Here is a 24146-nt window from a genome sequence, read left to right on the forward strand (position 1 = left end):
GGGAGCCCCGTGCAGCCGATGTGCAGCTTTCCGTCCACAAGTGTGACTCTTGCGCGACAGGTCTCTCAGCCTTGTGAAAAGGGCAAAATCAACTCGATCTCAGCTAGTTGTGCGCTGTTTCGCGGCATGATGCCGCGGCGCTGGAGGAAGGCGTGGCGGACGAGTTCGGCCTGCTGTTCGAGTCCATAGCGGAGGAACGGGCGGCCATTCCGGTAGGAGTAGGCGTAGCGGCAGAAGGGATGGCGCATCAACGGGAGGTAGAAGCGGCCGGCTCTCTGGGCCTGCCAGACATGGGTCATCTCGTGGATGAAGAGGCCTTGGAGCGGCCAGTCGGCGATGGAGAAATCCTCACGCCAGCCGGGGTCGGCAGGGTGGAAGTGGATGTTGCCGGTCGGCGCCATGACGATGCCCTTGGGCTGGAACGGCCACCATCGCCGCCGGATCAGCCGCACTCGCCCATAGTCGATGGCGTCGCCGAACACCGAGCGGGCCATGTCGGTCTCGCCTTGTGTCAGCGCTCGCCCGTCTCTCACCATCTCAAGGGGCACTCCCGAAACTCTTGGCAACTGCCGGACGCCTCGCTAACGCATCGCCTAAAGAACCACCGGAAGGGAAGAAAGATGAGCGAGACTGCCGAGCGCGTGAAGAAGATCGTTGTGGAGCATCTGGGCGTTGAAGCCGAAAAGGTGACCGAGGAAGCGAGCTTCATCGACGATCTGGGCGCGGACAGCCTCGACATCGTCGAGCTGGTCATGGCCTTCGAGGAAGAGTTCGGGGTCGAGATTCCCGACGACGCGGCCGAGAAGATCACGACGGTCAAGGACGCGATCGACTATATCGACCAGCACCAGGGCTGAGCCACTCGCCTGACGTTTAGAAGATGCAGGCTCGGCTCGCCGCCGGGCCTGTTTCGCATGAGGAGAATGGTATGCGTCGTGTTGTCGTCACCGGACTTGGACTGGTCACTCCCCTTGGCGGTGACGTTGAGACCACGTGGCGCAATATCCTCGCCTCCAAGAGCGGCGCAGGGCGCATCACGAAATTCGATACGTCGGACCAGAAGTGTCATATCGCTTGCGAGGTGAAGCCGGCAGACCATGAATATGGCTTCGATCCGGGCAAGCGCGTCGATCACAAGGTCCAGCGGCAGGTCGATCCGTTCATCGTCTTCGGAATCGACGCGGCCGGCCAGGCGATCGAGGATGCCGGGCTGACCGACATGCCCGAAGAGCTGCGCCTGCGCACCGGTGTTTCCATCGGAAGCGGTATCGGCGGCCTTCCGGGCATCGAGAGCGAAAGCATCGTGCTGCACGAGAAGGGGCCCGGGCGGGTCTCGCCGCACTTCGTGCACGGCCGCCTCATCAACCTCATCTCCGGCCAGGTCAGTATCAAATATGGGCTGATGGGCCCGAACCATGCAGTGGTCACCGCCTGCTCGACCGGCGCCCATTCGATCGGCGACGCAGCCCGGATGATCCGCGACGACGATGCCGACATCATGCTGGCCGGCGGCGCGGAATCGACCATCAACCCGCTTGGTGTCGCTGGTTTCGCCCAGGCCCGCGCGCTCAACATGTCGAGCAACGACGCACCTGAGAAGGCGAGCCGTCCCTACGACAAGAACCGCGACGGCTTCGTCATGGGCGAAGGCGCCGGCGTGGTCGTGCTCGAGGAATATGAGCATGCCAAGGCGCGCGGCGCGAAGATCTACGCCGAAGTGGTCGGCTATGGCCTGTCGGGCGACGCCTATCACGTGACTGCACCGCACCCCGAAGGCCGCGGTGCCGAACTGGCGATGCGCATGGCGCTCAAGAAGGCCGGCCTTGGACCGGGCGATATCGACTACGTCAATGCGCACGGTACCTCGACCATGGCCGACACGATCGAGCTTGCGGCGGTGAAGCGCGTGTTGGGCGCCGATCTTAGTGGCGCGTCAATGAGCAGCACCAAGTCGGCGATCGGCCATCTCCTGGGCGGTGCGGGCGCAGTCGAGGCCATCTTCTGCATTCTCGCCATTCGCGACCAGATCGTCCCGCCGACGCTCAATCTCGATGATCCCGACGAGGGTACCGAGGGTGTCGACCTGGTGCCGCATGTCGCGAAGAAGCGGCCGGTGCGGGCAGCGCTCAACAACAGCTTCGGCTTTGGGGGGACCAACGCCAGCCTGATCGTCAAGGCGGTCTGACACGTCGTTCCCCCGCCAGGGGGAGCAGCTTGGCGCGGAGCGGCAAGCGAGGGCGCTTTGCCACCACTCAAGCCCCCTCCGCCCTTCGGGCACCTCCCCGTGAAGGGGAAGGGACTGTTTCACATCTCTCTGCGCGCCTTGCGGATGGCGAACCACTTTTCCACGTTCGCCTGATGCTCCGGATAGGTACGGGCGAAGACATGGCCGCCGGTGCCGTCGGCGACGAAATAGATATACTGGTGCGGTTCGGGGTCGAGGACGGCGGCGATGCTGGCGCGTCCGGGGTTGGCGATCGGGCCGGCCGGCAGGCCTGCGCGCCGGTACGTGTTGTAGCCGGTGTCGGCGTTCAGCTCCGACCTGAGGATCCGGCGGCCGAGCGGCTTGCCCTTGGTGACGGGATAGATGACCGTCGGGTCCGCATCCAACTTCATGCCGATCTTCAGCCGGTTGCAGTAGACGCCGGCGACGGCGCGCCGCTCGGACGGCTTGGCGGTTTCCTTCTCAACAATGGAGGCGAGGATGATCGTTTCCTCGGGCGTGGAGACGGGGCAGGTGCCGGGCTTGCGCTTCGCCCATTCCTCGGCAAGCGCCTTGGCCATGGCCGCTTCCATCCGCCGGGCCACCGCCGAGCGTGCCTCGCCGCGGGCAAAACTGTAGCTGTCCGGGAGGACGGAGCCTTCGGCGATGTCGGGCACGGCGCCGGTAAGATAGGGAAGGGCGGCGAGCTTCTCGGCGACGAGGATGCTCGGCATGCCCTCGGGGACGGTGACCAGCCGCTGGACCGGACTGCCGTGCTGGAGGATGTCGAGCAGTGCGGCCTGACTGGTGCCGGCAGGAATCTCGAACTCACCGGCCTGGATTCCGTCGGACGAGCCGAGCAGGCGGGCATAGGCGCGGAAAGGCGCGCAATCGCGCACCAAGCCCTTCCGCTCAAGCCCCGGGCAGAGGCTGGTGAGCGTGGCGCCCTCTTCCACCGTGACCGTCTGCGTCTCGGCCGAGGCGGAAGCGCCCGACCACCAGAAGAGCCAGGTCAGGACGAGCAGTGCGGCAACGCCGAGCAGGATGGCGCTGACGAGGAGCCGCTTCAGCATGTCAAAGCGCGCTTGCCGGGAGGTAGCCGACCGTCGCTCCCGCATAACCCCAGGCCCAGCCGCCGCGGCGGTCGAGGATCCGGACCTCGAATCCGGCCGGGAGGTCGGCCAGCTTGACCGAGCCGGGCCGTGGTTCGGCGAGCAGGGTCGCGGCCTCCTTGAGGCTGAGCGGCAGGGGGACGGCGTAGTGGGAAGCGATCACCCGTCCTGCCAGCGCCACATCGGCGAGGTCCTGGCGATAGGCATGGGTGCGCGGATCGGGATGGTTGGACGGGCCGGCGAGCGGAAAACCGCCCGGCGGCGTATCAGCGATGCGCGTGGGCGAGCTGGCCAAGGGCGGGGCGGCGGTCGGCCTCGCGGTCACCGCCGCTGCCCCGTTCACTGCCCCGGATGTTGCGTTTGAAGCCTTCAAGGAAATCCGCCCCGCTGCTGGTCCGGACGACGAACACGTTGCGGCGGTCGTCCTGGTCTCGTTCGCGGCGCAGATAGCCGAGCGCACCCAACGTATTCAAGGCACGGGTCACGACCGGCTTGGAAACGCCAAGCACGCGGGCGAGGCCACGGACGGTATGGGGGCCGGGCGTCAGATAGACGATCATCAGAAGAGCCATCTGACGGTTGGTGAGATCCGGTTCACCTGACCGGACATAGCCGACCAGGGCACGCATCCACCCGCTCAGCGAAGCATCGCTCATTGGATTGGAAACTCCTCGCCTGCCTTAGCGTGTCCGGTCAACCGGCGAGGGAGGGAATTGTTGCGCTCCCGTGAAGGGATTGGTTAAAAAACAGTTGCTAAACGCGGCCGTAGCGGCGGGAGAGGGCGGAATGGACGGCCCGAAGTCCGAGCGCCTCGCCGCCTTTGGGTCGTCCGGGACGCGGTGCTGGGCGCCAGGCAAAGGTGTCGAGATGCGCCCACTTGGCGCCCTCGGGCACGAACCGGCGGAGGAAGAGGGCGGCGGTGATGGTCCCGGCGAAGGGTGAGTCGGCGCTGTTCGTCAGGTCGGCGAGATCGCTCTTCAGCATGTCGTCGTAGCCGTCCCACAGCGGCAGGCGCCAAAGCGGGTCGGCGACCTCGGTGCCGGCCGCCATCAGGTCGGCCGCGAAGCCGTCGTCATTGCTGAAGGTGGCGGGGAGATCGGGGCCGAGCGCCACTCGGGCGGCACCGGTGAGGGTGGCGAAGTCGACGATCATCTCCGCCCCTTCCTCGCCGGCGCGGGTGAGCGCGTCGCCAAGGACCAGACGGCCTTCGGCGTCGGTATTGTCGATCTCGACGCGCAGGCCCTTGCGGCTGGCGAGGATGTCGCCCGGCCGGAAAGCGCCGCCGGCAATGGCATTCTCAACCGCCGGGATAAGCAGGTGGAGACGGACCGGCCAGCGTTCGGCGACGATCAGCCGGGCAAGGGCGAGCGCGTGGGCCGCGCCGCCCATGTCCTTCTTCATCAGGCGCATGCCCGACGCCGGCTTGATGTCGAGCCCGCCGCTGTCGAACACCACGCCCTTGCCGATGATGGCGAGGCGGCGGTGGGCTGGATCACCCCAGCGCGCCTCGATCAGGCGCGGGGCGCGGCTTGGGACGGCGGCGGCGCCCACGGCGTGGATCATCGGAAAGCCCTGCTCAAGCGGGTCGCCCCTGGTGACCTCCACTTCAACGCCGGCGGATGAGGCCCAGTCGCGCACGGCCTTTTCCAGCTCGGCCGGGCCGAGGTCGGCGGCAGGCGTGTCGACGAGGTCGCGGACGAGGGCGGTGGCTTCGGCCTGGCGGACCAGCTCGTCGATGCGGGCGGGTTCGGCGCTGAGCAGGACGCGCGCGCCGACCGGCTCGTCCGGCTTGCTCTTGTAGCGGGTGAAGCGATGCTGGGCGAGGAGCCAGCCCAGGGCAGCGAGGCCCGGCGCGGCATCGTCGGCGAGACGGTAGCTGCCCTGCGGAAGGCGGTCGGCGGCATGGGCTAGGCACCAGGGGGTGAGGCTTGTCGCATTGGCCACGCCGACCAGCACCTCGAAGTCGGACGGGGAGCCAGCGGCGGCGGGGACGATGAGCAGCTGTCCCGCCTTGCCTTCGAACCGCGCGGCCTCGACCAGCGCGCGGCGCTGCTGGGCCCTGGTCTTGAGCCAGTCGGCGAGCCGCTCGGTATCGAGGAGGTGGATGAGGCTGGCGGGTTCGCCTTTGTCGGGGCGGAGCAGGGCGGCAAAATCGGTCATCAGCGCGATGTAGCGCAAAAGTGCCCGAGAACTAGTCGCCCGGGCTGGCTGCCGTGCCGGCGAGGAGGCCGCCGTCGATGTGGAATTCGGACCCGGTGACGTAGGCGCTCTCGTCCGCGGCGAGATAGGCGACCATGGCGGCGACCTCTTGCGGCGTGCCGAAGCGGCGAAGCGGGGTGTCGTCGACCATCGCCGCCATCTTCGCGTCGCGATCGGGGCCGTTGCCGATCAGCGCTTCCCACATGGGGGTAAGGATGGCGGCGGGGTGGACGCTGTTGCAGCGGATGCGCCAGCCCTGTTGTGCGCAATAAAGGGCGACCGAGTTGGAATGGTTGCGGATGGCCGCCTTGGACGATGCGTAGGCAGCGGCGCCGGCGATGCCGACCAGGCCCGAGCGCGAGGAGATGTTGATGATCGAACCGTCGCCCTTCGCCTTCATCGCGCCGATGGCGTAGCGGCAGCCGAGGAAGGTGCCGTCGAGGTTGGTGCGGTGGACGGCATGCCATTCGGCGAGGCTGGCGTGCTCGGGATCGTGGGCGGTGGCCGCGCCTTCGAAACCGGTCACGCCAGCGTTGTTGACGAGGACGTCGCAGGCGGGGTGAAGGCGGGCGAGTTCGGCCCACTGCTCTTCCTCGCGCACGTCGAGAAGGAGGAAGTCGGCGCCGAGCGCTTCGGCGGCGGGAATGCCGGCGTCTTGGTCGACGTCGGTCATGACCACGCGGGCGCCCTCGTCGCGGAAGCGCTCGACAATGGCGTGCCCGATGCCGCGGGCGCCGCCGGTCACGACGCAGAGCTTATCCTCGAGCCGCCTCATGCGCTTGCTCCTGAAGAGGAACGCCGAACAGGTCGTGCTCGTCCGCTTCCTCGACCTCGACGCGCACGATGTCGCCCGCCGCAAGGTAGCCGGCATCACGCAGGTGGACCTCGCCGTCGATCTCGCGCGCGTCGGCCTTGCTCCGGCCGGTCGCGCCGCCGGTCTCCGGGTCCACGGCGTCGATGATGACGTCGAGGCTGGAGCCGACCTTGGCCGCGAGCTTTTCGGCCGAGATCCGGGCGGTCAGTTCCATCACGCGGGCGTAGCGCTCTTCCTTGACCTCTTCCGGCACATGGCCGGGAAGGTCGTTGGCGGGTGCGCCTTCGACCGGCTCGAAGCGGAAGGCGCCGACGCGGTCAAGGCGGGCTTCGGCGAGCCACTGGAGGAGATAGTCGAAGTCCTCCTCGGTTTCTCCCGGGAAGCCGACCACGAAGGAGGAGCGGATGGCGATGTCGGGCACGTCTCGGCGCCACTGGACGAGCCGCTCGAGCACCCGCGCCTCGTTGGCCGGGCGGCGCATGGCCTTCAGCACCTTCGGGGACGCGTGCTGGAAGGGGATGTCGAGGTAAGGGAGGACCAGACCCTCGGCCATCAGCGGCATGACCCGGTCGACGTGCGGATAAGGATAGACGTAATGGAGTCGCACCCACGGCCGGTCGCCGTCAGGCGTGCGGAGCTCGCCGAGCGCGCGGGCGAGGTCGGTCATGTGGGCTCGGACGTCCGAACCCTTCCATGGCCAGGCGGCGTGCTTCAGATCGAGGCCGTAGGCGCTGGTGTCCTGGCTGATGACCAGCAGTTCCTTGGTCCCCTGCGCCAGCAGCTTCTCGGCTTCGCGGAGGATGGCGTCGGGGCGGCGGCTGACGAGGTCGCCGCGGATCTGCGGGATGATGCAGAAGGCGCAGCGGTGATTGCAGCCCTCGGAGATTTTCAGGTAGCTGTAGTGCCTGGGCGTCAGCTTGAGGTGCGGTGTCGCCTGCGGCACCAGGTCGAGATAGGGCGAGCGCGGCGCAGGCGCGGCGTCATGCACGGCAGCGACGACGTCTTCGTAGGCGTGGGCGCCGGTGATCGCGAGGACGTTGGGGAAGCGCTCGCGGATGACCTCGGCCTCGCGGCCCATGCAGCCGGTGACGATGACCCGGCCATTTTCGGCGAGGGCCTCGCCGATCGCCTCGAGGCTCTCTTCCTTGGCCGAATCGAGGAAGCCGCAGGTGTTGACCAGGACCACGTCGGCGCCCTGATAGTCGGCGCTCATCTGATAGCCGTCGGACCGCAGCTGCCCGAGGATCCGCTCGGAATCCACGAGGTTCTTGGGACAGCCCAAGGAGACCATGCCGACGCGCGGCGGGGTGGGAAGGATGGTGGCCATGATGGAAGGCTCGCGCAGCTAACGGAAAAGTGCGGCGAAAGCTAGGCGGCTGGCGTGTTAACCTTCCTGAACAAGGTCACAAAGGTCACCGGTGGCGGCCTGTCGGGGCGGCGGCCACTCCTCCTTCCGAGCGCCGACGGAATGAGGCTGCGCCCCTGGTGACGCAATCAGACGGAATCCTATTCTGCAAGCGGCTTGCGGATGGTCTCGCTGAGAACGGCGAGGCGGATCCCGAACTTGCGGGCTTCGAGCCGATTGAGGACGGTGCGGCCGTCCGGCTGGAGGGCAAGCTGCTGGTGGATGCTGAGGCCTGAAGGCGTGGAGTAGGCGATGTTCGCGCGCGGGCCGATGACATCCATCACGACCATTCCGTCGGCGTCGGTGAGCGTGCCGGTGTAGAAGCCGTCCTTCCGGTCCTCGATGACCCACACCCGGGTGCGCTCCGGCTTGTCACCCTCCTTGATGCGCTGGACCAGGCGTAGCCCGCCGGGCTGTGGCGTGCCCTGGCTTTCAACGGTGATCGGCACGGAGCGGCCGAAAATTGGATCGAGCGTGCCTCGCCCGCTGGTCTCGCCGGTGAAGAAGGCGATGGGGTCGAGTGGGGTAGGGCCGGCGGGGAGGTCGGCGGCATCGGCACAGGCGGTTAGGAGAAAGAGCGCGAGCGCAACCGACGTCATCCGGGCGGGGGCCGGGACTTCGGTAAACCTGCGCGCGACGCCTGAGGTCCCGGCCTTCGCCGGGACGACGGTCATGAGCGACGCGTCACGATGTGGTCCACCACCGACGGATCGGCGAGGGTAGAGGTGTCGCCAAGCTGGTCGAGCTGCCCTTCCGCGATCTTGCGAAGGATCCGGCGCATGATCTTGCCCGAGCGGGTCTTGGGCAGGCCGGGGGCGAACTGAATGCGTTCAGGGGTGGCGAAGGCGCCGATATGCTTGCGGACCTCGGCGTTGAGTTCCTGCACCAGCGCCGGCGAGCCATCGACGCCGGCGATGAGGGTGACGAAGGCGTGGATGCCCTGTCCCTTGATGTCGTGCGGCGCGGCGACGACCGCGGCTTCGGCGACCGACGGGTGGGCGACGAGCGCGCTTTCGACCTCTGCCGTGCCGATGCGGTGGCCCGAGACATTGATGACGTCGTCGACCCGGCCGGTGATCCAATAATCGCCGTCCTCGTCGCGGCGGCAGCCGTCGCCGGTGAAGTAGAGGCCGGGATAGGTCTTGAAGTAGGTGTCGATGAAGCGCTGCGGATCGCCCCAGGCGGTGCGCATCTGGCCGGGCCAGGAAGCAGTGAGGCAGAGGTTGCCGGAAACGTCGTTCCCCTCGATCCGGCGGCCTTCGGCATCGACGAGCAAGGGCTGGACGCCGGGAAGCGGCGCAGTGGCGCTGCCGGGCTTCATGCGGGTGGCGCCCGGAAGCGGGGTCATGAGGATCCCGCCGGTCTCGGTCTGCCACCAGGTGTCGACGATCGGCAGTCGGCCTCCGCCGACGACATCATGATACCAGCGCCAGGCCTCGGGATTGATCGGCTCGCCGACCGTGCCGAGCAGGCGCAGGCTGTCGCGGCGGTGCTTGGCGACCGGCTCGTCGCCTTCGCGCATCAGGGCGCGGATGGCGGTGGGGGCGGTGTAGAGGATGGTGACGCCGAGCCGGTCGACCGTCTCCCACAGCCGGGACGCGTCGGGGAAGGTGGGAACGCCGTCGAACATGACGGTCGGCGTGCCGTGCATGAGCGGGCCGTACAGCGTGTAGCTGTGGCCGGTGATCCAGCCGATGTCGGCGGTGCACCAGAAGAGGTCATCGGGCTGCGGCGCAAACACCCAGTCGAACGTCGCCGCGACCCAGACGGCATAGCCGCCCGTGGTATGGACCACGCCCTTGGGCTTTCCGGTCGAGCCCGAAGTGTAGAGGATGAAGAGCGGGTCCTCGGCGGCCATCGGCTCGGCCGGGCAGTCGGCGGGCAGCCGGCCGCGATGATCTTCCCAGCGAAGGTCGCGGCCGTCGCGCATGGGCACGTCCGCGCCGGTGCGGGTGACGGTGACGATGGTCTCGATGCCCGAGGCGAGGTCGCAGGCGGCGTCGACATTGGCCTTCAAGGGGATCCTGCGGCCGCCGCGCACGCCTTCGTCGGCGGTGACGATGGCCCGCGCCCCGCAATCCTCGATCCGTCCGGCGAGGCTTTCAGGACTGAAGCCGCCGAATACGACCGAATGGACCGCGCCGATGCGGGCGCAGGCGAGCATCGCCGCCGCCGCTTCCGGCATGTTGGGCATGTAGATGATGACCCGGTCGCCCTTGCCGATTCCGCGCTCCTTCAGGAGGTTGGCGAAGCGGCAGGTCTCGGCGAGGAGCTCGGCATAGGTGACGACATGGCCGGTGCCGGGCTCGTCCGGTTCGAAGACGATCGCGGGCTGGCCGGCGCGCGCGGGGAGGTGGCGGTCGAGGCAATTGACCGACAGGTTGAGGATGCCGTCTTCGTACCAGCGGATGTGGAAGGCATGCGCATCATAGGACCAGTCGCCGGCCTTGGCCGGAAGGCGATCCCATCGGAGCCGCCGCGCCTGTTCCAGCCAGAAGGCGTCCGGGTCGGACGCATGGGCCTGATGCAGCGCGGCGAGCTCCTGCGGGGTCATTCGGCCGCTTGCTCCATGTCGATGACGAAGCGGTAGCGGACGTCATTCTTGAGCAGGCGGTCGTAGGCCTCGTTCACCTGTTCGATGCGGATGTGCTCGCAATCGGGGTAGATGTCGTGCTTGGCGCAGAAGTCGAGCATCTCCTGTGTTTCCGGAATGCCGCCGATGGCCGAGCCGCCGACCGCGCGATTCCAGAAGATGAGATTGGCACCGACGAAGCCCGGCATCGGAGTCAGTGCGCCGACGATCACCATCCGGCCCGAACGGCCGAGGAGTTGCAGGTAGCCGTCGATCTCGTGGCTGACGGGAATGGTGTTGAGGATGAAGTCGAAGCGGGTGGCCGCCGCCTTCATCTGTTCGGCGTCGGTCGAGATGATCACGTCGTGCGCGCCGAGGCGGCGGGCGTCCTCGCCCTTTTCGGGGGTGGTGGTGATCATGGTGACATGCGCGCCCATCGCGGCGGCGAGCTTCACGCCCATGTGGCCGAGCCCGCCAAGGCCGACGACAGCGACCTTGGTACCTTTGCCGACATCATACTGGCGAAGCGGCGAATAGGTGGTGATTCCAGCGCACAGCAAAGGCGCGACGCGCTTCACGTCCATGCCTTCCGGCACCTTGCAGACGAAATGGTCGCGGACGACGACATGGTCGGAATAGCCGCCCTTGGTGACCGTGCCGTCGTGGCGATCCTTGCTGTTGTAGGTCTGGACCGCGCCCTGGCGGCAGAAGATCTCCCAACCTTCGAGACACTGGTCGCATTCCATGCAGCTGTCGACCATGCAGCCGACCGCGACGGTGTCGCCGACCTTGTGCTTGGTGACGTCCGGGCCGACCGCGGTGACGGTGCCGACGATCTCGTGACCCGGGACAACGGGGTAGCGGCTTCCGCCCCAGTCGTTGCGGCAGGTGTGGAGGTCGGAGTGGCAGATGCCCGAGTGGGTGATCTGGATCGCGACGTCATTGGCGCGCAGGTCGCGGCGTTCGAATTCCATCGGGCGGAGCGGCTGGTCGGCGGCGTCCGTGCCCCAGCCCTTGGCGGTGGTCGGCATGTTTATTCTCCTGCGCGGGCCAGCGTGCGCTGGGCCTGGATCAGATGGGGTTTGTCGACCATTCGGCCGTGGACACTCAACACGCCGGCCGACGAATCGGCTGCAAAGGCTTCGACGATCGCGCGCGCATGGGCGACCTGTTCGGGGGTAGGGGAGAAAGCGGCATTGATCGGGCCGACCTGTGCCGGGTGGATGGCGAGCTTGCCGGTGAAGCCGTCGCGGGCGGCGTCGAGCGCCTCGTCGATCAGGCCCTGGTCGTCGCGGAAGTCCGCGAACACGCCGTCGACCGGCTGGACCCCGGCGGCGGCGGCTCCGGCGAGGGTGAGGGTGCGGGCGAGCACATAGGGCGGGGTGTAGCGGCCCGCGCTGTCCTTGTTGGAGGCGGCGCCGAGTGCGGCGGAGAGGTCCTCCGCGCCCCAGCTCATGGCGGCAAGAGGCGAGGCTTTGACGTCGCGGTAGGAGAGGAGGCCGAACAGGCTGGCTGCGGTCTCGGTGACGATGGCGTGGATCGGGATGCTGCCGGTGCGATGGGCAAGCTCGGTGATGTCGGCGCCGCTCTCGGCCTTGGGCAGCATGATGCCGTGGATGTCGGCCTTGCCGAGCAGTTCGAGGTCGAGGCGATGCTCGTCGGTGCGCAGCGGATTGATCCGCACCCACCATTGCGCTCCGCCGGAACGGGCCGGGAGGGCCTTGAGGATGTCGCGGGCGGCCGCCTTGCGGTCGAGGGCGACGCTGTCCTCGAGGTCGAAGACGAGGGCGTCGGCGTCGCTGTCGAGCGCCTTGGCGATCTTCTTCTCGCTGTCGGCGGGGACGAACAGCCAGGAGCGAGGCTGGCGGCTCATGCGGCGGCCTTCCGGATGAGGGCGGTGCGCTTCATGGTGCAGACGGTCTCGCCACGCTGGTTGATCGCGCGATGCTCCCAGGTGACGAGGCCGGCGGTCGGGCGCGACTTGCTTTCGCGCAGGGCGATGCAGCTGCTTTCGAAATGGAGCGTGTCGCCGATGAACACGGGGCTGGGCAGGCGGACCTCGTCGAAGCCCAGGTTGGCGACCAGCACGCCTTCGGTGGTGTCGGCGACCGAGGCGCCGACGAGCAGGGAGAAGGTGAAGCAGCTGTTGACGAGAATGCGCCCAAACTCCGTCTCGGCGGCGGCCTCGGCGTCGAGATGGAGCGGCTGCGGATTGTGGGTCAGGGTGGAAATGAGGAGATTATCGGTCTCGGTGACCGTGCGGCGGAGGGCGTGGGCGACGGACTGGCCGACTTCCCACTCGTCGTAAAAGCGTCCGGGCATGGATGAGGCTTAGAACCGGGGTCAGCCGATGAGAAGCCCCGCCATCGCTTCGGTGATCGCTTCGCCGTCCAGGCGATATTCGCCGTAGAGGTCGGGGAGGTTGCCGGTCTGGCCGAAGCGGTCGACCCCGAGCGGAGCGACCCTGTGGCCGAGGACGGCGCCGAGCCAGGAAAGCGAGGCGGGCGCGGCGTCGCACAGGGTGACCAGGCGGGCAGTCGGCGACAGGCGCGAAAGGAGCGTGGCGACATGGCTTGCCCTCTGCTCGCCCTTCCACAGGCCCGCGCTTGCCTCGCTCCAGCCGCGGTGGAGGAGGTTGGGGCTGGTGATGCTGAGCAGGCCGAGGCCGGGGAGGTCGTCGGCAAGCGCATCGAAGGCGGCGAGCGCCTCGGGCATGACCGCGCCCATGGCGACGATGGCGGCTTCGGCGTTCGCGCCGGGTTCGCGCAGCCAGTAACCGCCGGCGAGCGCGTCGGCCTGCCAGGCATCGGAGGCGCGCGGTTCCTGCGCGACGCTGCGGGTCGACAGGCGGAGGTAGGTGGATTCGCCGTGTGGATCGTCGATCAGGCGGATGGCCTCGCCCATGAACAGGGCGAGCTCGTCGGCGAAGGCGGGCTCGTAGTGGCGGAGGCCCGGCTGACCGAGCGCGATCAGCGGCGGGTTGATCGACTGGTGGGCGCCGCCTTCGGGTCCGAGCGTCAGGCCGGAGGGGGTGGCGACCAGCAGGAAGCGGGCGTCCTGGTAGCAGCCATAGTTGAGGCTATCGAGGCCGCGGGCGATGAATGGATCGTAGAGGGTGCCGATGGGGATCAGGCGGTGGCCGAACAGGTCGCCCGACAGGCCGGCGGCGGCGAGCATGAGGAAGAGGTTGGATTCGGCAATCCCGAGCTCGACATGCTGGCCCGCATCCCTGGCCGCCCACTTCTGCGCGGATGGGATCTTCGCCTCGGCGAACACGTCCTTGATGCCGCGGCGGTGGAACAGGCCGCGATTGTTCACGAAGGCGCCGAGGTTGGTGGAGACGGTCACGTCGGGCGAGGTGGTGAGGATACGGTCGGCGAGCGGGTGGCCGGACTTGGCGAGGTCGAGGAGGATCCGGCCGAAGGCGGCCTGGGTGCTCTGCTCCTCGCCCGAGGGGGCGGGAAGGGCCGGGATGGCCCATCCGGTGAAGTTGCGCGGCTCCTTCTCGCGGCGGACGCGGGTCGCCTCGATCAGCGCCTCGACGCCGGCGCGGGCATTGCCGCCAAGGCCGGCGAGCGGGGTCCATTCCTCCCCTTCCGCGATGCCGAGGCTGTCGCGATAGGCGGCGAACTGGGTCGGGTTCATCAGGCCGGCGTGATTGTCCTTGTGGCCGGCGAAGGGGAGGCCGTAGCCCTTGACGGTCCAGGCGATGAAGACGGTCGGGACATCGTCCTGCGCGGCGGCGAAGGCTTGCGTCAGGCTTTCCAGGCAGTGGCCGCCAAGGTCGCTCATCAGCGCCGAGAGCTGGTCGTCTTCGACGCCCTTGAGGAAGGAGTCAGCCTTCGTGCCAAGGTCGGCGGCGATGCGTGCCCGCCAGGCCGCGCCGCCTTGGTAGAGGAGGGCGCTATGGTCGGCGTTGGGGAGGGCTTCGAGCCAGTCCTTCACCTCGGGGGCCTTGGCGAGCGCGGCGGCGAGCAGCTTGCCGTGGCGCAGCTCGACCACGCGCCAGCCACAGGTGCGGAAGATGTCGTCGAAGCGCTCGAACATGCGGTCGGCGCTGGTCGCGTCGAGGCTCTGGCGATTGTAGTCGACAATCCACCAGAGGTTGCGGACGTCATGCTTGTGGCCTTCGATCAGGGCCTCGTAGATGTTGCCCTCGTCGAGCTCGGCATCACCCATCAGCGCGACGAAGCGGCCGCGCCTGTCGTCAGTGAGGGCGCCGCGGGCGGAGAGCCAGTCCTGGACCAGGCTGGCGAACAGGGTGATGGCGACCCCGAGGCCGACCGAACCGGTGGAGAAGTCGACCGGGATCTTGTCCTTGGTGCGGCTCGGATAGCTTTGTGCACCCTTGAAGCCCCGGAACTGCTCCAGCGTCTCCCGGTCCTGGCTCCCGAGCAGATAATGGATGGCGTGGAGCACGGGGCCGGCGTGGGGCTTCACCGCCACCCGGTCATCGGGGCCGAGCGCGTCGAAATAGAGGGCGGTCATGATCGCCGACATCGAGGCCGAGCTCGCCTGGTGCCCGCCCACCTTAAGCCCGTCGGCGCTGTCGCGGACATGATTGGCATGGTGGATGATCCACGAGGCGAGGAAGCGCAGGCGTTCTTCGAGAGCGCGAAGGGCGGGAAGGTCCGGTTGAGCCATGGTGTCGCGGCCTAGCGGGCGGAAGGTGGCGGGGAAAGACGGGAACATGCGGCAGGCCGTGCCGTTCGCGTTCCGTCATCCAGAAGAAGGTGGTCTGCCATGAAGAAGCTATTGATTTTGCTCGCTGCCGGCGCCTCGCTTGGGGCTTGCGCATCGAACAGCGGCGTCGCCGAGGCGCCGGTCGGGCCGCCGGTCGCCGCGGTGGATCCCAACAGCCCGCTGTTCCACCCGATGTTCATGAGCATGGCCGGATCGAGCGACCAGTTCGAGATTCAGTCGAGCCAGCTCGCGCTGCAGGCGTCGCAGAACCAGGCGGTGCGCAGCTATGCCAATCTGATGATCGCCCACCACCAGGCGACCACCGCCAACCTGGTGAGCGCGGCGCAGAGCACCGGCCTGACCCCGCCGCCGCCGGCGCTGCTGCCGATGCACGCGCAGATGCTGCAGCAGTTGCAGGCGTCCGGCACCGGCGCGGCGTTCGACGCGGCTTACAAGCAGGCACAAATCATGTCGCACCAGGAGGCACTGAGTCTCCACAGCAATTACGCCAATGGCGGTGACGTTCCGGCGCTTCGCTCGGTTGCGGCGGCCACGGCACCGATCGTTCAGCAGCATCTGCAGCAGGCGCAGCAGCTCAATGTGCAGCCGATGATGATGGCCCCGCCGCCGCCTCCGGAAAGCAGCAGCAGCCAGGCGGGCGAGCGCGGCTAGGCGGCTTCGGCCGAATCCTGCACGGCATCGAAGCGGGTGCGTGCCTCGTGGATCGCATCCACGTTGGTGTGCGCCCAGTCGGACAGGGCCTGGATCGGGCAGCGAAGCGATTCGCCGAGCGGCGTCAGCGCATAGTCAACGCGCGGCGGGATGCTGGGCGTGACCTTGCGGCTGACGAGCCCGTCGCGCTCGAGGTTGCGCAGCGTGAGCGTCAACATGCGCTGCGACACGCTGGGGATCTCGCGCCGCAGTTCGTTGAACCGGCGCGGACCTTCGCCGAGCGTGGAGACGATCAGCACCGTCCACTTGTCGCCGATGCGGCTGAGCAGGGTGCTGATGGTACGGCAGACGGGGCTGGTCGGGTCCTTCATGCTCATTCTCCGGCGAGGGGCGGTCACATCGCTGTTCCCGCGCCACAAATCTGTTTCCGCGGCACAAAAAAGTGCGTTCTTGCGGGCTCTTCTTGAGTGGTTACTTGTTAGTCCTCGGTATCAAATCCATACTTAGGAGGCAATAGTGACCGTCCTTCATCTCGATAGCAGCATTACCGGCGACAATAGCGTGAGCCGCGTGCTTTCGCGCTCCATCGTCGAGCAGATCGCGACGCCCGGCACCGAGGTCGTCCGCCGCGACCTGGTCGCCGATCCGGTTCCGCACCTGACGCTCGACGCCTTTGCCGACACCAGCGTGCTCGACGAGTTCATGGCCGCCGACACGGTGGTGATCGGCGCACCCATGTACAATTTCTCGGTGCCGACCCAGCTCAAGGCATGGATCGACCGCATCCTCGTCGCCGGCAAGACGTTCCGTTATACGGCGACCGGTCCCGAAGGCCTCGCGGGTCCCAAGCGCGTGATCGTGGCGCTGGCACGCGGCGGATTCTACGAGGCGGGTTCGCCGTCGAGTTCGCTCGAGCATCTGGAGACCTATCTGCGCGGCATCTTCAACTTCATCGGCATCGAGCCGGAGTTCGTGGCCGCCGACGGAATCGCCATCGGGCCGGAGCAGCGCGAGGCGAGCCTCAACGCGGCGCTGGACGAAAGCCTGAAGCTCGCCGCATGATGTCAGCAACCGGGAGACGATGATGAATGGGAACCGACTGAACGGCCACGCGCCGCTGGCGCTGGGAGTGCTCCGGATCATGTCCGGCTTGTTGTTCCTGGCGCACGGGACCCAGAAGTTCATCGCCTTTCCCGGCGGAGAGCGCGCCGGATCGGGCCTCGCGTTCGACAATCCGGGCGCCTTCGCCGGTCTGATCGAGCTGGTCACCGGCGTGCTGATCACGCTGGGCCTGTTCACCCGGCCGGCGGCATTCCTGGCGTCGGGCACGATGGCCGCGGCCTATTTCATCGCGCATGCGCCGCAGAACTTCTTCCCCGTCAACAATGGCGGGGATTCGGCGATCCTCTACTGCTTCGTCTTCCTCTACCTCGTCTTTGCGGGACCGGGACGGCTCAGCATCGACGGGTCGCGCGGCAGGGGCTGACGCACGCCGGGGAGCCGGACCCCTGCGCCTGCAGGGGAACGGTCAGGCCAGCAGGCGCAGCGGGTTCTCGATCAGGGGCTTGAGGCTGGCGAGGAAGCTTGCCGCGTCCCAGCCATCGACCACGCGGTGATCGCAGCTCAGCGACAGGTTCATCCGCTTGCGGATTTCGAGTTCGCCGGCGATCGGGACCACCTTCTCCTCGACCTTGTTGACCGCGATGGTCGCGACCTGCGGGGGCGAGATGACGGGGGTGGAGACGACACCGCCCATCGGCCCGAGCGAGCTGATGGTGAAGGTCGGGTTCGACAGTTCCTCGCGCGTTGCCTTGCCGGTCTTGGCCGCGTCCGACAGCCGGGCGACCTCGGCCGCGAGCTGCCAGATGGACAGTCGCTCGGCATTGCGGATCACCGGGACCATCAGCCCGCTGGGGGTCTGCGCCGCCATGCCCATGTGGACGCTGCCGTGGCGAGTGATGACGTTGGCTTCGTCGTCGTAGGTGGCGTTGATCATCGGGAAGTCGGCCAGGGCCTTGTTCAGCGCGGTGATCAGGAACGGCAGGAGCGTCAGCTTCGGGTTCTGCCCACGGTCGCGGTTCATCATCGCGCGGGTCTCTTCCAGCGCGGTGACGTCAAACTCCTCGACGAGGGCAAAGTGCGGGATGCGGCGCTTGGCGGCCTGCATATTCTCCGCAATCTTGCGGCGGAGGCCGACGACCTTGATCTGCTCGTCCGGGCGGAGCGCGCCGGAGCGGCCGGACAGCTGACCGCCATTGTAGAGGAGATAGGCGTCGAGGTCGGCGTGGCGGATGTGCGCGCCCGAATGCTTCACCAGGCCGAGGTCGATGCCGAGGTCACGCGCGCGCTGGCGGACTGCGGGGGAGGTGAGAACCTGTTCTCCCCTCCCGCTTGCGGGAGGGGCCGGGGGAGGGCTTGTCGGGGTGGCCACGGACAGGCCCTCCCCTTCGCCGCTGCGCGGCTCTTCCCCTCCCGCAAGCGGGAGGGGCGATTCAACCTCGAGGCTCGGCATCGCCTCTTCCTGCGCCTGCGTGGGCACCGCGGCGCCGTCGGCGAGCGGGACATCCTCGGCCTCGGCCGGCGCTTCGCCCGCGCCTTCGGTCTCGATCTCCACGAGCACCGAGCCGATGGCGATCTGGTCGCCGACCTCGCCGGCCAGCTTGGTGACGGTGCCGGCGACGGGCGATTCCATTTCCACCGTCGCCTTGTCGGTCATCATGTCGGCGAGCTGCTGGTCTTCCTCGACCCGGTCGCCGACCTTGACGTGCCAGGCGACGATCTCGGCCTCGGCGATGCCTTCGCCGATGTCGGGGAGTTTGAAACGATAGGTCGCCATCAGTCGGCCATCACTTTCTCGAGAGCCTGGCGCATCCGGATCGGGCCAGGGAAATAGATCCATTCGTAGGCGTGGGGGTAGGGCGTGTCCCAGCCGGTCACGCGCCCGACCGGCGCTTCGAGGTGATAGAAGCAGCGCTCCTGGATGAGGGTCACCAGCTCCGACACATAGCCGCTGGTCTTGGTCGCTTCCTGGACCACCAGCGCGCGTCCGGTCTTCTTCACGCTTTCCTCGATCGTCCCGATGTCGAGGGGCAGGAGGGTGCGCAGGTCGATCACCTCGGCGTCGATGCCATTTTCCTCGACCGCGGCGAGGGCGACGTGGACCATGGTGCCATAAGCGATGACGGTGAGGTCGTTGCCGGGCCGCACGATGCGGGCCTTGCCGAGGGGCACGTTATAGTGGCCGTCCGGCACCTCGCTGTCGGGGTGCCTGGCCCAGGGCGTGACCGGGCGGTCGTGGTGGCCGTCGAACGGGCCGTTGTAGATGCGCTTGGGCTCGAAGAAGAGGACCGGGTCCGGGTCCTCGATCGCGGAGATGAGCAGGCCCTTGGCGTCGTAAGGCGTCGATGGGATCACCACCTTGAGGCCCGCGACATGGGTGAACAGGGCTTCCGGCGACTGGCTGTGGGTCTGGCCGCCGAAGATGCCACCGCCATAGGGCGAGCGGATGACCATCGGCATGGTCCACTCGCCGGCCGTGCGGTAGCGCATGCGGGCGACTTCGGAGACGATCTGGTCGTAGCCGGGGTAGATATAGTCGGCGAACTGGATTTCGATCAGCGGCTTCAGGCCATAGGCGGCCATGCCAACGGCGGCGCCAACGATCCCGCCCTCGCTGATCGGCGCGTCGAAGCAGCGCTCCTTCCCGAATTCCTTCTGGAGGCCGGCGGTGGCGCGGAAGACGCCGCCGAAATAGCCGACGTCCTCGCCGAAGACGACGATGTCGGGGTCGCGGGCCATCATCACGCGGTGGGCGTCGTTGATCGCCTCGATCATGTTCCTGTTGGGCATCAGCTGGCGTCCCGTCCGAGGTAGATGCGGGCTTCGCCCAGCGCTTCCTCGCGCTGTTCGGCGAGGTGCCAGGGGGTGTCGGCGTAGACGTCCTCGAACATCGAGCCGATGCGGTCGAAGCCCTGGCCGGAGAGGATGCCCTGGCTTTCCGCCTGCTTCTGCGCGGCGCGGACCTCGGTCTCGGCGTCGGCGACGAGCGCGGCGTGGCGCTCCTCGTCCCATTCCTCGAGGCCGATCAGATGCTTCTTGAGGCGCTCGACCGGGTCGCCGAGCGGCCACTGCTGGGCCTCGCCGGCGGGGCGGTAGCCGGTCGGGTCGTCCGACGTGCTGTGGCCTTCCGCGCGATAGGTGAAGAATTCGATCAGGGTCGTGCCAGCGTTGCTGCGCGCGCGCTCGGCGGCCCAGGCGACGGCGGCGTAGACGGCGAGCGCGTCATTGCCGTCGACGCGCAGGCCGGCAACTCCATAGCCGACCGCGCGGGCCGCGAAGGTCGCGCGCTCCGCCCCGGCGATGCCGGAGAAGCTGGAGATGGCCCACTGGTTGTTGACCACCGCCAGGATCGCCGGGGCATTGTAGACGGCCGCGAAAGTCAGCGCCGAATGGAAGTCGCCCTCGGCCGTCGCGCCTTCGCCGATCCAGCCCATGGCGATGCGGCTGTCGCCCTTGATCGCCGACGCCATCGCCCAGCCCACCGCCTGCGGATATTGCGTGCCGAGGTTGCCCGAGATGGAGAAGAAGCCGTGCGGCTTGTCCGAATACATGATCGGCAGCTGGCGACCGTGGAGCTTGTCGCCGGCGTTGGAATAGATCTGGCACATCATGTCGACCAGCGGATAGCCGCGCGCAACGAGCAGGCCCTGCTGGCGATAGGTGGGAAAGCACATGTCGTCGCGGTGAAGCGCGGTGGCGGCGGCGACGGCGATCGCCTCCTCGCCGGTGCACTTCATGTAGAAGCTGGTCTTCCCCTGCCGCTGGGCACGGTACATGCGATCGTCGAAGGCGCGGACGGTGACCATGTCGCGCAGCATCTTGCGCAGCACGTCGGGCGACAGGCGCGGGTCCCACTGACCGACCGCGCGGCCGTCCTCGTCCAGCACCCGGACCAGATGGTTGGTGAGCGGATGGGTCTCGTTCGCCTGGGCGCTGCTGTCGGGGCGGGGAGCGCTTCCGGCGGCAGGCACCTGGATTTGAGAGAAGTCCGGCGTGTCGCCGGGACGGTACGGCGGCTCGGGCACGTGCAGCGCCAGGCGCGGCGCGTTGCGGCGCGGATCGGTGACGGGATCGCTCATTGCGACGCCGCTTAGTCCGGCAAGGCGGGAGGGGCAACGCTTGTCCGCCGCGCGTGGCTGACTCGCGGCATTCGACACGCTACAATGCCCGCAACAAGAGGGGAGGCGGGGGCCATGAAGTTCTTTCTGCTTGTCGGGGGCGCTGCGATCATCACCATGGTCGGAGCGGCGGAATCGTCACTGGCGCAGAACAAGCGCGGCGCTGCTCCCGCCCGTTCGCAGCCGGCGGCAGGTCCGACCGCCACCTACTGGATGTCCGCAGAGACGGCGACGGGGATGAGCGCGATGGCCGCTGGTGGTATGCCCGGGATGGCTGCCATGTCCGGCGGCGCGACAGCGCCAGGGGCGGCACCGCAGCGGCCTGGCGCCGGCGCCGTGATTGGCGGGCTGCTCGGGCGCGGCGGCGGGCTGCTCGCGCGCGGCGGCGGGCTGTTCGGTCGCAAAAGCGGAAGCAAGTCGACGCCGCCGCAGGCGCAGGCGTCGCGGGCGGCTCAGATGGACCCGGTCGTGCACCAGCTGCTCCTCCAGCTCGGCAGCCGCAACCGCGCGCCGAGCACGCCGAATGCCGATCATTTCGTGCCGCCCTCGCTTCAGGCGGGGCAGTCCTTGCCGCTGGTGACGCCCGAATCGGCGCCACCGACCCAGCCGGGACAGTTCGAACGGCCGAAGGGAAAGATCCTGCTCTACTGGGGCTGTGGCGAGCGCGCGCGGGCCGGCCAGCCGGTGACCATCGACTTTTCCAAGATCGCGGCCGGGCAGATGCCGCCCGGGTTGAGCAACGGGCCGCAGATCCGGGCGGAGCAGCCGCCGACCCTCAGCCGCTTCCCCGGTTATGGCGAGTGGCCGAACAAGCGCCAGACCAGGCAGTTTCCGGGCACCGCGTCGCTGGTCGGCAATCATGTCGTTCGCGGCAATTACAGCCCGGAGATCAGCTTCGCCCTGGCGACAGGGCAGGACTTCCTCGGGCCGCTGCGGATGACCGCCAACAGCGCCGCGCCGTCGGGCGCCGTTCCGCTTCGCTGGCAGTCGGTGCCCAATGCCACTGCTTATCATGCTCTGGTTACCGGCTCGGCCAGCGACGGCACCCTCGTCATGTGGTCGTCGAGCGAGAGCCAGATGTTCGGCATGGCCTATGACTATCTGAGTGGCGCCGATGCCGCCCGGCTAGTGCAGGCGCGCGTGCTGATGAGCCCCGCCACGACCAGCTGCACCGTTCCGGCGGAGGTCCAGCGTTCGGTGCAGGGCGCCATGCTGATGATGACCGCTTACGGGCCGGAGACCAACCTGTCCCAGCCGAAGCCGGCCACCGCGCCGGTCAGCTGGCGGCCGGACTGGACCGTGAAGCTGCGGACCCGCTCCAGCCACAGCGGCATGCTGGGCATGGACATGGCAGCGATGATGCGGGGCGAGTGAGGCGCTGGGCGACGACTTGTTGACGCGCGCAGCGAGCGAACCTAGCAGGCGGCGCATGTCCGACACGCCCCCCGACCGCCTCAGCCTCGATCCGCGCAGCCCTCATTTCAACGCGGAGTTGCTCCATCGCGGCGTCGGAATCCGCTTCAACGGGGTCGAGAGGACCAACGTCGAGGAATATTCGGTGTCGGAAGGCTGGATCAAGGTCGCCGCCGGTAAGAGCCGCGACCGCTTCGGCAACCCGATGCTGCTGACCCTCAAGGGGTCGGTCGAACCCTATTTTCAGAACCCGGCCGAGGGCGAAACGTCGGCCGAATAATCGGCGCTGCTCCCCGCTAGGAGAGCGTAGCTCTGTTTCAAAAGGGGGCTTGGCCAATTCTGCCAAGCCCCCTTTATGTCATCCCTGCGGCTGACGTCGCCCCTTTGTGGGGGGAGGGGCTTAGACCCCGTGCGTGCGCACGTTGCGCTGGGCCGGGGTCGCCTCGTTCGGGAAGCGCGGATTGGTCTTGCGGCTGCGGTTCCAGTCGTAGAGCTTCTTGGCGCCATAGCCGACCGCCAGCGCGGTCCCCAGCGGCCCGAGGCCGCGAGCCGCGATCCGCGCACCGGCGGCACCAAGCAGCGCACCCTTGATGCCGTCATTCTTCCCGGCGATCCGGTTGCCGATGAAGGCACCGGCGATCTTGCTGAGCATGTTCTCTCCCTTTCCTGAAGTGCTTCGGCGCCTGTCGCGCCCGTCATCATCCTAGGACGTTCGCGCCCCCGCCGGGGTTCCGCGAGGCAGGTTGGGAAGCCGTCCCACCAGCAGTGGTGAAAAATCCCAAACCGGACCGCGCCCGCCGCGACTGCGCGTGAAAAAGCGCAGAAAACAGGGTTTGGCACGCTTGCTGCATGATGAACGGCATGACCGGTCAGGTGCCGGCCAATGCAACAACAGGAGAGCAAGATGAACATCAAGACCACCCTTTTCTCGGCGATCGCAGCGCTGCTGGTCAGTGGCCTCGCCGTCGGAACCGCCATCGCCCCCGCGAGCGTCGCCATCGCCGCTCCGGTCGTGATCGCCCAGCATGCTTGAGCCGGTCGCCACCAAGGCCGGCGCCCGGTTCGAGTATATCGGACCGATCGGCGCCGCCCCGGCTCCGCTCGGACCGGTCTCCCAGGTGCTCGACACCGTCGACATCTGGCTGGCCGGAACCCTGCAGAGCCTGTTCAACCTGATCAAGCGCTGAGCCTGATCACCTGATTTCTTCTCCCCGAGGACACGTCCCATGAACCGCCTGCCATTCCGCCTCGAGACCCGCGACCGCAAATTGCTCGGCGTCTGCGCCGGCATCGGCCGCTCGATGAACATCGACCCGACCTTCGTGCGGATCGCCTGGGTGGCCGTGCCGCTGCTGACCTTCGTCACGGTCTGGCAGGCGCTGCTGGCCTATTTTATCTGCGGGCTGATCGGGGCCGTCGCGACCAGCAAGCTGCGTCGCCGCCATGGTGACTTCGAGCGGATGGGCGAACAGCGCCGCACCACCACGCACGAGCTTCGGACCAAGCTCGACGCCACCGACCGCCGGCTGATGGCGATCGACCACCACCTCCACAACAGCGAAAGTGATGCGCTGGCCCGCGAGATCGAAGCGCTGCGCAAGGAGCAGGCATGATGGACATCCTCACGATCGCCCTGTCCGGGCTGTTCGGACTGAGCGCCCTGGTGCTGGCCGCCCACTTCACCCTCAAGGCCTGGAGCGGATGGCTCGACCTCAAGAAGATGGAATTGGCGAATGGTAGCCGCCCGATGCGCGACGAGCCGGTGGGCGGGGGCTCGGAACTGATCGAGCTGGCCGACCTCAAGGCCCGGGTGCGCAAGCTGGAAGCGATCGCCAGCGGGATCGACCTCTGAGCCTTGCGCTCCCCCGCTTCCGCCGGGGGAGCGCAGCCGGAGGT

29 protein-coding genes are annotated in these 24146 nt (G+C 67.8%); 11 read left to right on the forward strand and 18 right to left on the reverse strand.

What is annotated here, in order from left to right; genetic code table 11:
- Positions 1-65 precede the first annotated feature (65 nt).
- Positions 66-494 carry a vgr related protein gene (locus JOY29_RS13310; protein ID WP_300974016.1) on the reverse strand — a complete coding sequence of 143 codons (429 nt, stop codon included), beginning with the start codon at positions 492-494 and terminating at the stop codon, positions 66-68.
- A gap of 126 nt (positions 495-620) precedes the next feature.
- Between JOY29_RS13310 and JOY29_RS13315 the strand changes: the two genes are divergently transcribed.
- The gene (locus tag JOY29_RS13315; protein ID WP_029940227.1) at positions 621-857 is read left to right on the forward strand and encodes an acyl carrier protein; all 237 of its coding nucleotides are present in this window, start codon (positions 621-623) and stop codon (positions 855-857) included.
- A 71-nt stretch (positions 858-928) separates the two neighbouring features.
- Positions 929-2185 (forward strand): beta-ketoacyl-ACP synthase II, encoded by a 1257-nt coding sequence (fabF, locus tag JOY29_RS13320; RefSeq protein ID WP_300974018.1) that lies wholly within the window; start codon positions 929-931, stop codon positions 2183-2185.
- A gap of 119 nt (positions 2186-2304) precedes the next feature.
- Here fabF and mltG read toward each other — a convergent pair whose 3' ends face one another.
- From mltG to JOY29_RS13380, 12 genes are all read right to left on the reverse strand, one after another.
- Positions 2305-3273, reverse strand: coding sequence for an endolytic transglycosylase MltG (gene mltG, locus JOY29_RS13325; protein WP_300975553.1), 969 nt, complete (start codon positions 3271-3273; stop codon positions 2305-2307).
- Between the two features lie 4 nt (positions 3274-3277).
- Positions 3278-3610, reverse strand: a complete 333-nt coding sequence (locus tag JOY29_RS13330; protein WP_300974019.1) for an SH3 domain-containing protein — start codon at positions 3608-3610, stop codon at positions 3278-3280.
- Positions 3582-3944: a MarR family transcriptional regulator gene (locus JOY29_RS13335; protein WP_300975554.1), complete on the reverse strand. Its 363-nt coding sequence runs from the start codon at positions 3942-3944 to the stop codon at positions 3582-3584. Before JOY29_RS13335 ends, JOY29_RS13330 begins: the two co-directional genes overlap by 29 nt.
- A gap of 124 nt (positions 3945-4068) precedes the next feature.
- Positions 4069-5475: a M17 family metallopeptidase gene (locus JOY29_RS13340; protein ID WP_300974020.1), complete on the reverse strand. Its 1407-nt coding sequence runs from the start codon at positions 5473-5475 to the stop codon at positions 4069-4071.
- 31 nt (positions 5476-5506) lie between these two features.
- Positions 5507-6289 carry an SDR family oxidoreductase gene (locus JOY29_RS13345; protein ID WP_300974021.1) on the reverse strand — a complete coding sequence of 261 codons (783 nt, stop codon included), beginning with the start codon at positions 6287-6289 and terminating at the stop codon, positions 5507-5509.
- Entirely contained in the window at positions 6270-7655 is a 1386-nt protein-coding gene (rimO, locus tag JOY29_RS13350; protein ID WP_300974022.1) for a 30S ribosomal protein S12 methylthiotransferase RimO, read from the reverse strand. Before rimO ends, JOY29_RS13345 begins: the two co-directional genes overlap by 20 nt.
- Before the next feature lie 179 nt (positions 7656-7834).
- Positions 7835-8407, reverse strand: a complete 573-nt coding sequence (locus tag JOY29_RS13355) for a DUF3833 family protein (protein ID WP_300974023.1) — start codon at positions 8405-8407, stop codon at positions 7835-7837.
- On the reverse strand, positions 8404-10287 hold the full coding sequence (gene acs, locus JOY29_RS13360; protein WP_300974024.1) for an acetate--CoA ligase: 1884 nt from the start codon (positions 10285-10287) through the stop codon (positions 8404-8406). The genes JOY29_RS13355 and acs overlap by 4 nt, the downstream gene beginning before the upstream one ends.
- Positions 10284-11336, reverse strand: a complete 1053-nt coding sequence (locus tag JOY29_RS13365; protein ID WP_300974025.1) for an NAD(P)-dependent alcohol dehydrogenase — start codon at positions 11334-11336, stop codon at positions 10284-10286. Before JOY29_RS13365 ends, acs begins: the two co-directional genes overlap by 4 nt.
- A gap of 2 nt (positions 11337-11338) precedes the next feature.
- Positions 11339-12178 carry a CoA ester lyase gene (locus tag JOY29_RS13370; RefSeq protein WP_300974026.1) on the reverse strand — a complete coding sequence of 280 codons (840 nt, stop codon included), beginning with the start codon at positions 12176-12178 and terminating at the stop codon, positions 11339-11341.
- The gene (locus tag JOY29_RS13375) at positions 12175-12627 is read right to left on the reverse strand and encodes a MaoC family dehydratase (protein ID WP_300974027.1); all 453 of its coding nucleotides are present in this window, start codon (positions 12625-12627) and stop codon (positions 12175-12177) included. Before JOY29_RS13375 ends, JOY29_RS13370 begins: the two co-directional genes overlap by 4 nt.
- Before the next feature lie 21 nt (positions 12628-12648).
- The gene (locus JOY29_RS13380; RefSeq protein ID WP_300974028.1) at positions 12649-14949 is read right to left on the reverse strand and encodes a transketolase; all 2301 of its coding nucleotides are present in this window, start codon (positions 14947-14949) and stop codon (positions 12649-12651) included.
- A 99-nt stretch (positions 14950-15048) separates the two neighbouring features.
- On the opposite strand from JOY29_RS13380, the gene JOY29_RS13385 reads away from it, so the two are divergent.
- The gene (locus tag JOY29_RS13385) at positions 15049-15660 is read left to right on the forward strand and encodes a DUF4142 domain-containing protein (protein ID WP_300974029.1); all 612 of its coding nucleotides are present in this window, start codon (positions 15049-15051) and stop codon (positions 15658-15660) included.
- Here JOY29_RS13385 and JOY29_RS13390 read toward each other — a convergent pair.
- Positions 15657-16037: a helix-turn-helix domain-containing protein gene (locus JOY29_RS13390; RefSeq protein WP_300974030.1), complete on the reverse strand. Its 381-nt coding sequence runs from the start codon at positions 16035-16037 to the stop codon at positions 15657-15659. The two genes, JOY29_RS13385 and JOY29_RS13390, sit on opposite strands and share 4 nt — an antisense overlap.
- 139 nt (positions 16038-16176) lie before the next feature.
- Here JOY29_RS13390 and JOY29_RS13395 point away from each other — a divergent pair, with 139 nt between their 5' ends.
- Both JOY29_RS13395 and JOY29_RS13400 read left to right on the forward strand, forming a co-directional pair.
- A complete protein-coding gene (locus tag JOY29_RS13395) occupies positions 16177-16722 on the forward strand; it encodes an NAD(P)H-dependent oxidoreductase (protein WP_300974031.1) in 546 nt (181 codons plus the stop codon).
- Positions 16723-16741: 19 nt separating this feature from the next.
- On the forward strand, positions 16742-17146 hold the full coding sequence (locus JOY29_RS13400; RefSeq protein ID WP_300974032.1) for a DoxX family protein: 405 nt from the start codon (positions 16742-16744) through the stop codon (positions 17144-17146).
- Between the two features lie 42 nt (positions 17147-17188).
- Here JOY29_RS13400 and JOY29_RS13405 read toward each other — a convergent pair whose 3' ends face one another.
- From JOY29_RS13405 to JOY29_RS13415, 3 genes are read right to left on the reverse strand one after another with little or no spacing between them, the layout of a single operon-like run.
- Positions 17189-18496 (reverse strand): dihydrolipoamide acetyltransferase family protein, encoded by a 1308-nt coding sequence (locus JOY29_RS13405; RefSeq protein ID WP_300974033.1) that lies wholly within the window; start codon positions 18494-18496, stop codon positions 17189-17191.
- Positions 18496-19509, reverse strand: a complete 1014-nt coding sequence (locus JOY29_RS13410) for an alpha-ketoacid dehydrogenase subunit beta (protein ID WP_300974034.1) — start codon at positions 19507-19509, stop codon at positions 18496-18498. Before JOY29_RS13410 ends, JOY29_RS13405 begins: the two co-directional genes overlap by 1 nt.
- On the reverse strand, positions 19509-20798 hold the full coding sequence (locus tag JOY29_RS13415) for a thiamine pyrophosphate-dependent enzyme (protein WP_300974035.1): 1290 nt from the start codon (positions 20796-20798) through the stop codon (positions 19509-19511). The genes JOY29_RS13410 and JOY29_RS13415 overlap by 1 nt, the downstream gene beginning before the upstream one ends.
- 114 nt (positions 20799-20912) lie before the next feature.
- Here JOY29_RS13415 and JOY29_RS13420 point away from each other — a divergent pair, with 114 nt between their 5' ends.
- Positions 20913-22211, forward strand: a complete 1299-nt coding sequence (locus JOY29_RS13420; RefSeq protein ID WP_300974036.1) for a hypothetical protein — start codon at positions 20913-20915, stop codon at positions 22209-22211.
- Positions 22212-22266: 55 nt separating this feature from the next.
- Positions 22267-22530: a DUF3297 family protein gene (locus tag JOY29_RS13425; protein WP_300974037.1), complete on the forward strand. Its 264-nt coding sequence runs from the start codon at positions 22267-22269 to the stop codon at positions 22528-22530.
- 120 nt (positions 22531-22650) lie between these two features.
- Here JOY29_RS13425 and JOY29_RS13430 read toward each other — a convergent pair whose 3' ends face one another.
- Complete coding sequence (locus JOY29_RS13430) at positions 22651-22902, reverse strand: hypothetical protein (RefSeq protein WP_300974038.1); 252 nt, start codon at positions 22900-22902, stop codon at positions 22651-22653.
- 252 nt (positions 22903-23154) lie between these two features.
- Here JOY29_RS13430 and JOY29_RS13435 point away from each other — a divergent pair, with 252 nt between their 5' ends.
- Genes JOY29_RS13435 through JOY29_RS13450 form a run of 4 tightly spaced genes read left to right on the forward strand, consistent with a single transcriptional unit; the run spans position 23155 to position 24102 of the window.
- Positions 23155-23283, forward strand: coding sequence for a hypothetical protein (locus tag JOY29_RS13435; protein ID WP_300974039.1), 129 nt, complete (start codon positions 23155-23157; stop codon positions 23281-23283).
- A complete protein-coding gene (locus JOY29_RS13440; RefSeq protein ID WP_300974040.1) occupies positions 23276-23437 on the forward strand; it encodes a hypothetical protein in 162 nt (53 codons plus the stop codon). The genes JOY29_RS13435 and JOY29_RS13440 overlap by 8 nt, the downstream gene beginning before the upstream one ends.
- A gap of 39 nt (positions 23438-23476) precedes the next feature.
- Positions 23477-23863, forward strand: a complete 387-nt coding sequence (locus JOY29_RS13445) for a PspC domain-containing protein (RefSeq protein ID WP_300974041.1) — start codon at positions 23477-23479, stop codon at positions 23861-23863.
- Positions 23860-24102, forward strand: coding sequence for a hypothetical protein (locus JOY29_RS13450; RefSeq protein WP_300974042.1), 243 nt, complete (start codon positions 23860-23862; stop codon positions 24100-24102). Before JOY29_RS13445 ends, JOY29_RS13450 begins: the two co-directional genes overlap by 4 nt.
- The last annotated feature ends 44 nt before the right edge of the window (positions 24103-24146 follow it).

It is taken from the genome of Sphingomonas sp. LHG3406-1 (assembly GCF_029637485.1).
GTDB lineage: Bacteria > Pseudomonadota > Alphaproteobacteria > Sphingomonadales > Sphingomonadaceae > Sphingomicrobium.

Bases quoted from the DNA above. Each gene is read 5' to 3' on its own strand.
- JOY29_RS13310 (WP_300974016.1), bottom strand. From the start codon at position 494: ATGGCCCGCTCGGTGTTCGGCGACGCCATCGACTATGGGCGAGTGCGG.
- JOY29_RS13315 (WP_029940227.1), top strand. From the start codon at position 621: ATGAGCGAGACTGCCGAGCGCGTGAAGAAGATCGTTGTGGAGCATCTG.
- fabF (WP_300974018.1), top strand. From the start codon at position 929: ATGCGTCGTGTTGTCGTCACCGGACTTGGACTGGTCACTCCCCTTGGC.
- JOY29_RS13335 (WP_300975554.1), bottom strand. From the start codon at position 3,944: ATGCGTGCCCTGGTCGGCTATGTCCGGTCAGGTGAACCGGATCTCACC.
- JOY29_RS13340 (WP_300974020.1), bottom strand. From the start codon at position 5,475: ATGACCGATTTTGCCGCCCTGCTCCGCCCCGACAAAGGCGAACCCGCC.
- JOY29_RS13345 (WP_300974021.1), bottom strand. From the start codon at position 6,289: ATGAGGCGGCTCGAGGATAAGCTCTGCGTCGTGACCGGCGGCGCCCGC.
- rimO (WP_300974022.1), bottom strand. From the start codon at position 7,655: ATGGCCACCATCCTTCCCACCCCGCCGCGCGTCGGCATGGTCTCCTTG.
- JOY29_RS13355 (WP_300974023.1), bottom strand. From the start codon at position 8,407: ATGACCGTCGTCCCGGCGAAGGCCGGGACCTCAGGCGTCGCGCGCAGG.
- acs (WP_300974024.1), bottom strand. From the start codon at position 10,287: ATGACCCCGCAGGAGCTCGCCGCGCTGCATCAGGCCCATGCGTCCGAC.
- JOY29_RS13365 (WP_300974025.1), bottom strand. From the start codon at position 11,336: ATGCCGACCACCGCCAAGGGCTGGGGCACGGACGCCGCCGACCAGCCG.
- JOY29_RS13370 (WP_300974026.1), bottom strand. From the start codon at position 12,178: ATGAGCCGCCAGCCTCGCTCCTGGCTGTTCGTCCCCGCCGACAGCGAG.
- JOY29_RS13375 (WP_300974027.1), bottom strand. From the start codon at position 12,627: ATGCCCGGACGCTTTTACGACGAGTGGGAAGTCGGCCAGTCCGTCGCC.
- JOY29_RS13380 (WP_300974028.1), bottom strand. From the start codon at position 14,949: ATGGCTCAACCGGACCTTCCCGCCCTTCGCGCTCTCGAAGAACGCCTG.
- JOY29_RS13385 (WP_300974029.1), top strand. From the start codon at position 15,049: ATGAAGAAGCTATTGATTTTGCTCGCTGCCGGCGCCTCGCTTGGGGCT.
- JOY29_RS13390 (WP_300974030.1), bottom strand. From the start codon at position 16,037: ATGAGCATGAAGGACCCGACCAGCCCCGTCTGCCGTACCATCAGCACC.
- JOY29_RS13400 (WP_300974032.1), top strand. From the start codon at position 16,742: ATGATGAATGGGAACCGACTGAACGGCCACGCGCCGCTGGCGCTGGGA.
- JOY29_RS13405 (WP_300974033.1), bottom strand. From the start codon at position 18,496: ATGGCGACCTATCGTTTCAAACTCCCCGACATCGGCGAAGGCATCGCC.
- JOY29_RS13410 (WP_300974034.1), bottom strand. From the start codon at position 19,509: ATGCCCAACAGGAACATGATCGAGGCGATCAACGACGCCCACCGCGTG.
- JOY29_RS13415 (WP_300974035.1), bottom strand. From the start codon at position 20,798: ATGAGCGATCCCGTCACCGATCCGCGCCGCAACGCGCCGCGCCTGGCG.
- JOY29_RS13420 (WP_300974036.1), top strand. From the start codon at position 20,913: ATGAAGTTCTTTCTGCTTGTCGGGGGCGCTGCGATCATCACCATGGTC.
- JOY29_RS13425 (WP_300974037.1), top strand. From the start codon at position 22,267: ATGTCCGACACGCCCCCCGACCGCCTCAGCCTCGATCCGCGCAGCCCT.
- JOY29_RS13430 (WP_300974038.1), bottom strand. From the start codon at position 22,902: ATGCTCAGCAAGATCGCCGGTGCCTTCATCGGCAACCGGATCGCCGGG.
- JOY29_RS13435 (WP_300974039.1), top strand. From the start codon at position 23,155: ATGAACATCAAGACCACCCTTTTCTCGGCGATCGCAGCGCTGCTGGTC.
- JOY29_RS13440 (WP_300974040.1), top strand. From the start codon at position 23,276: ATGCTTGAGCCGGTCGCCACCAAGGCCGGCGCCCGGTTCGAGTATATC.
- JOY29_RS13445 (WP_300974041.1), top strand. From the start codon at position 23,477: ATGAACCGCCTGCCATTCCGCCTCGAGACCCGCGACCGCAAATTGCTC.
- JOY29_RS13450 (WP_300974042.1), top strand. From the start codon at position 23,860: ATGATGGACATCCTCACGATCGCCCTGTCCGGGCTGTTCGGACTGAGC.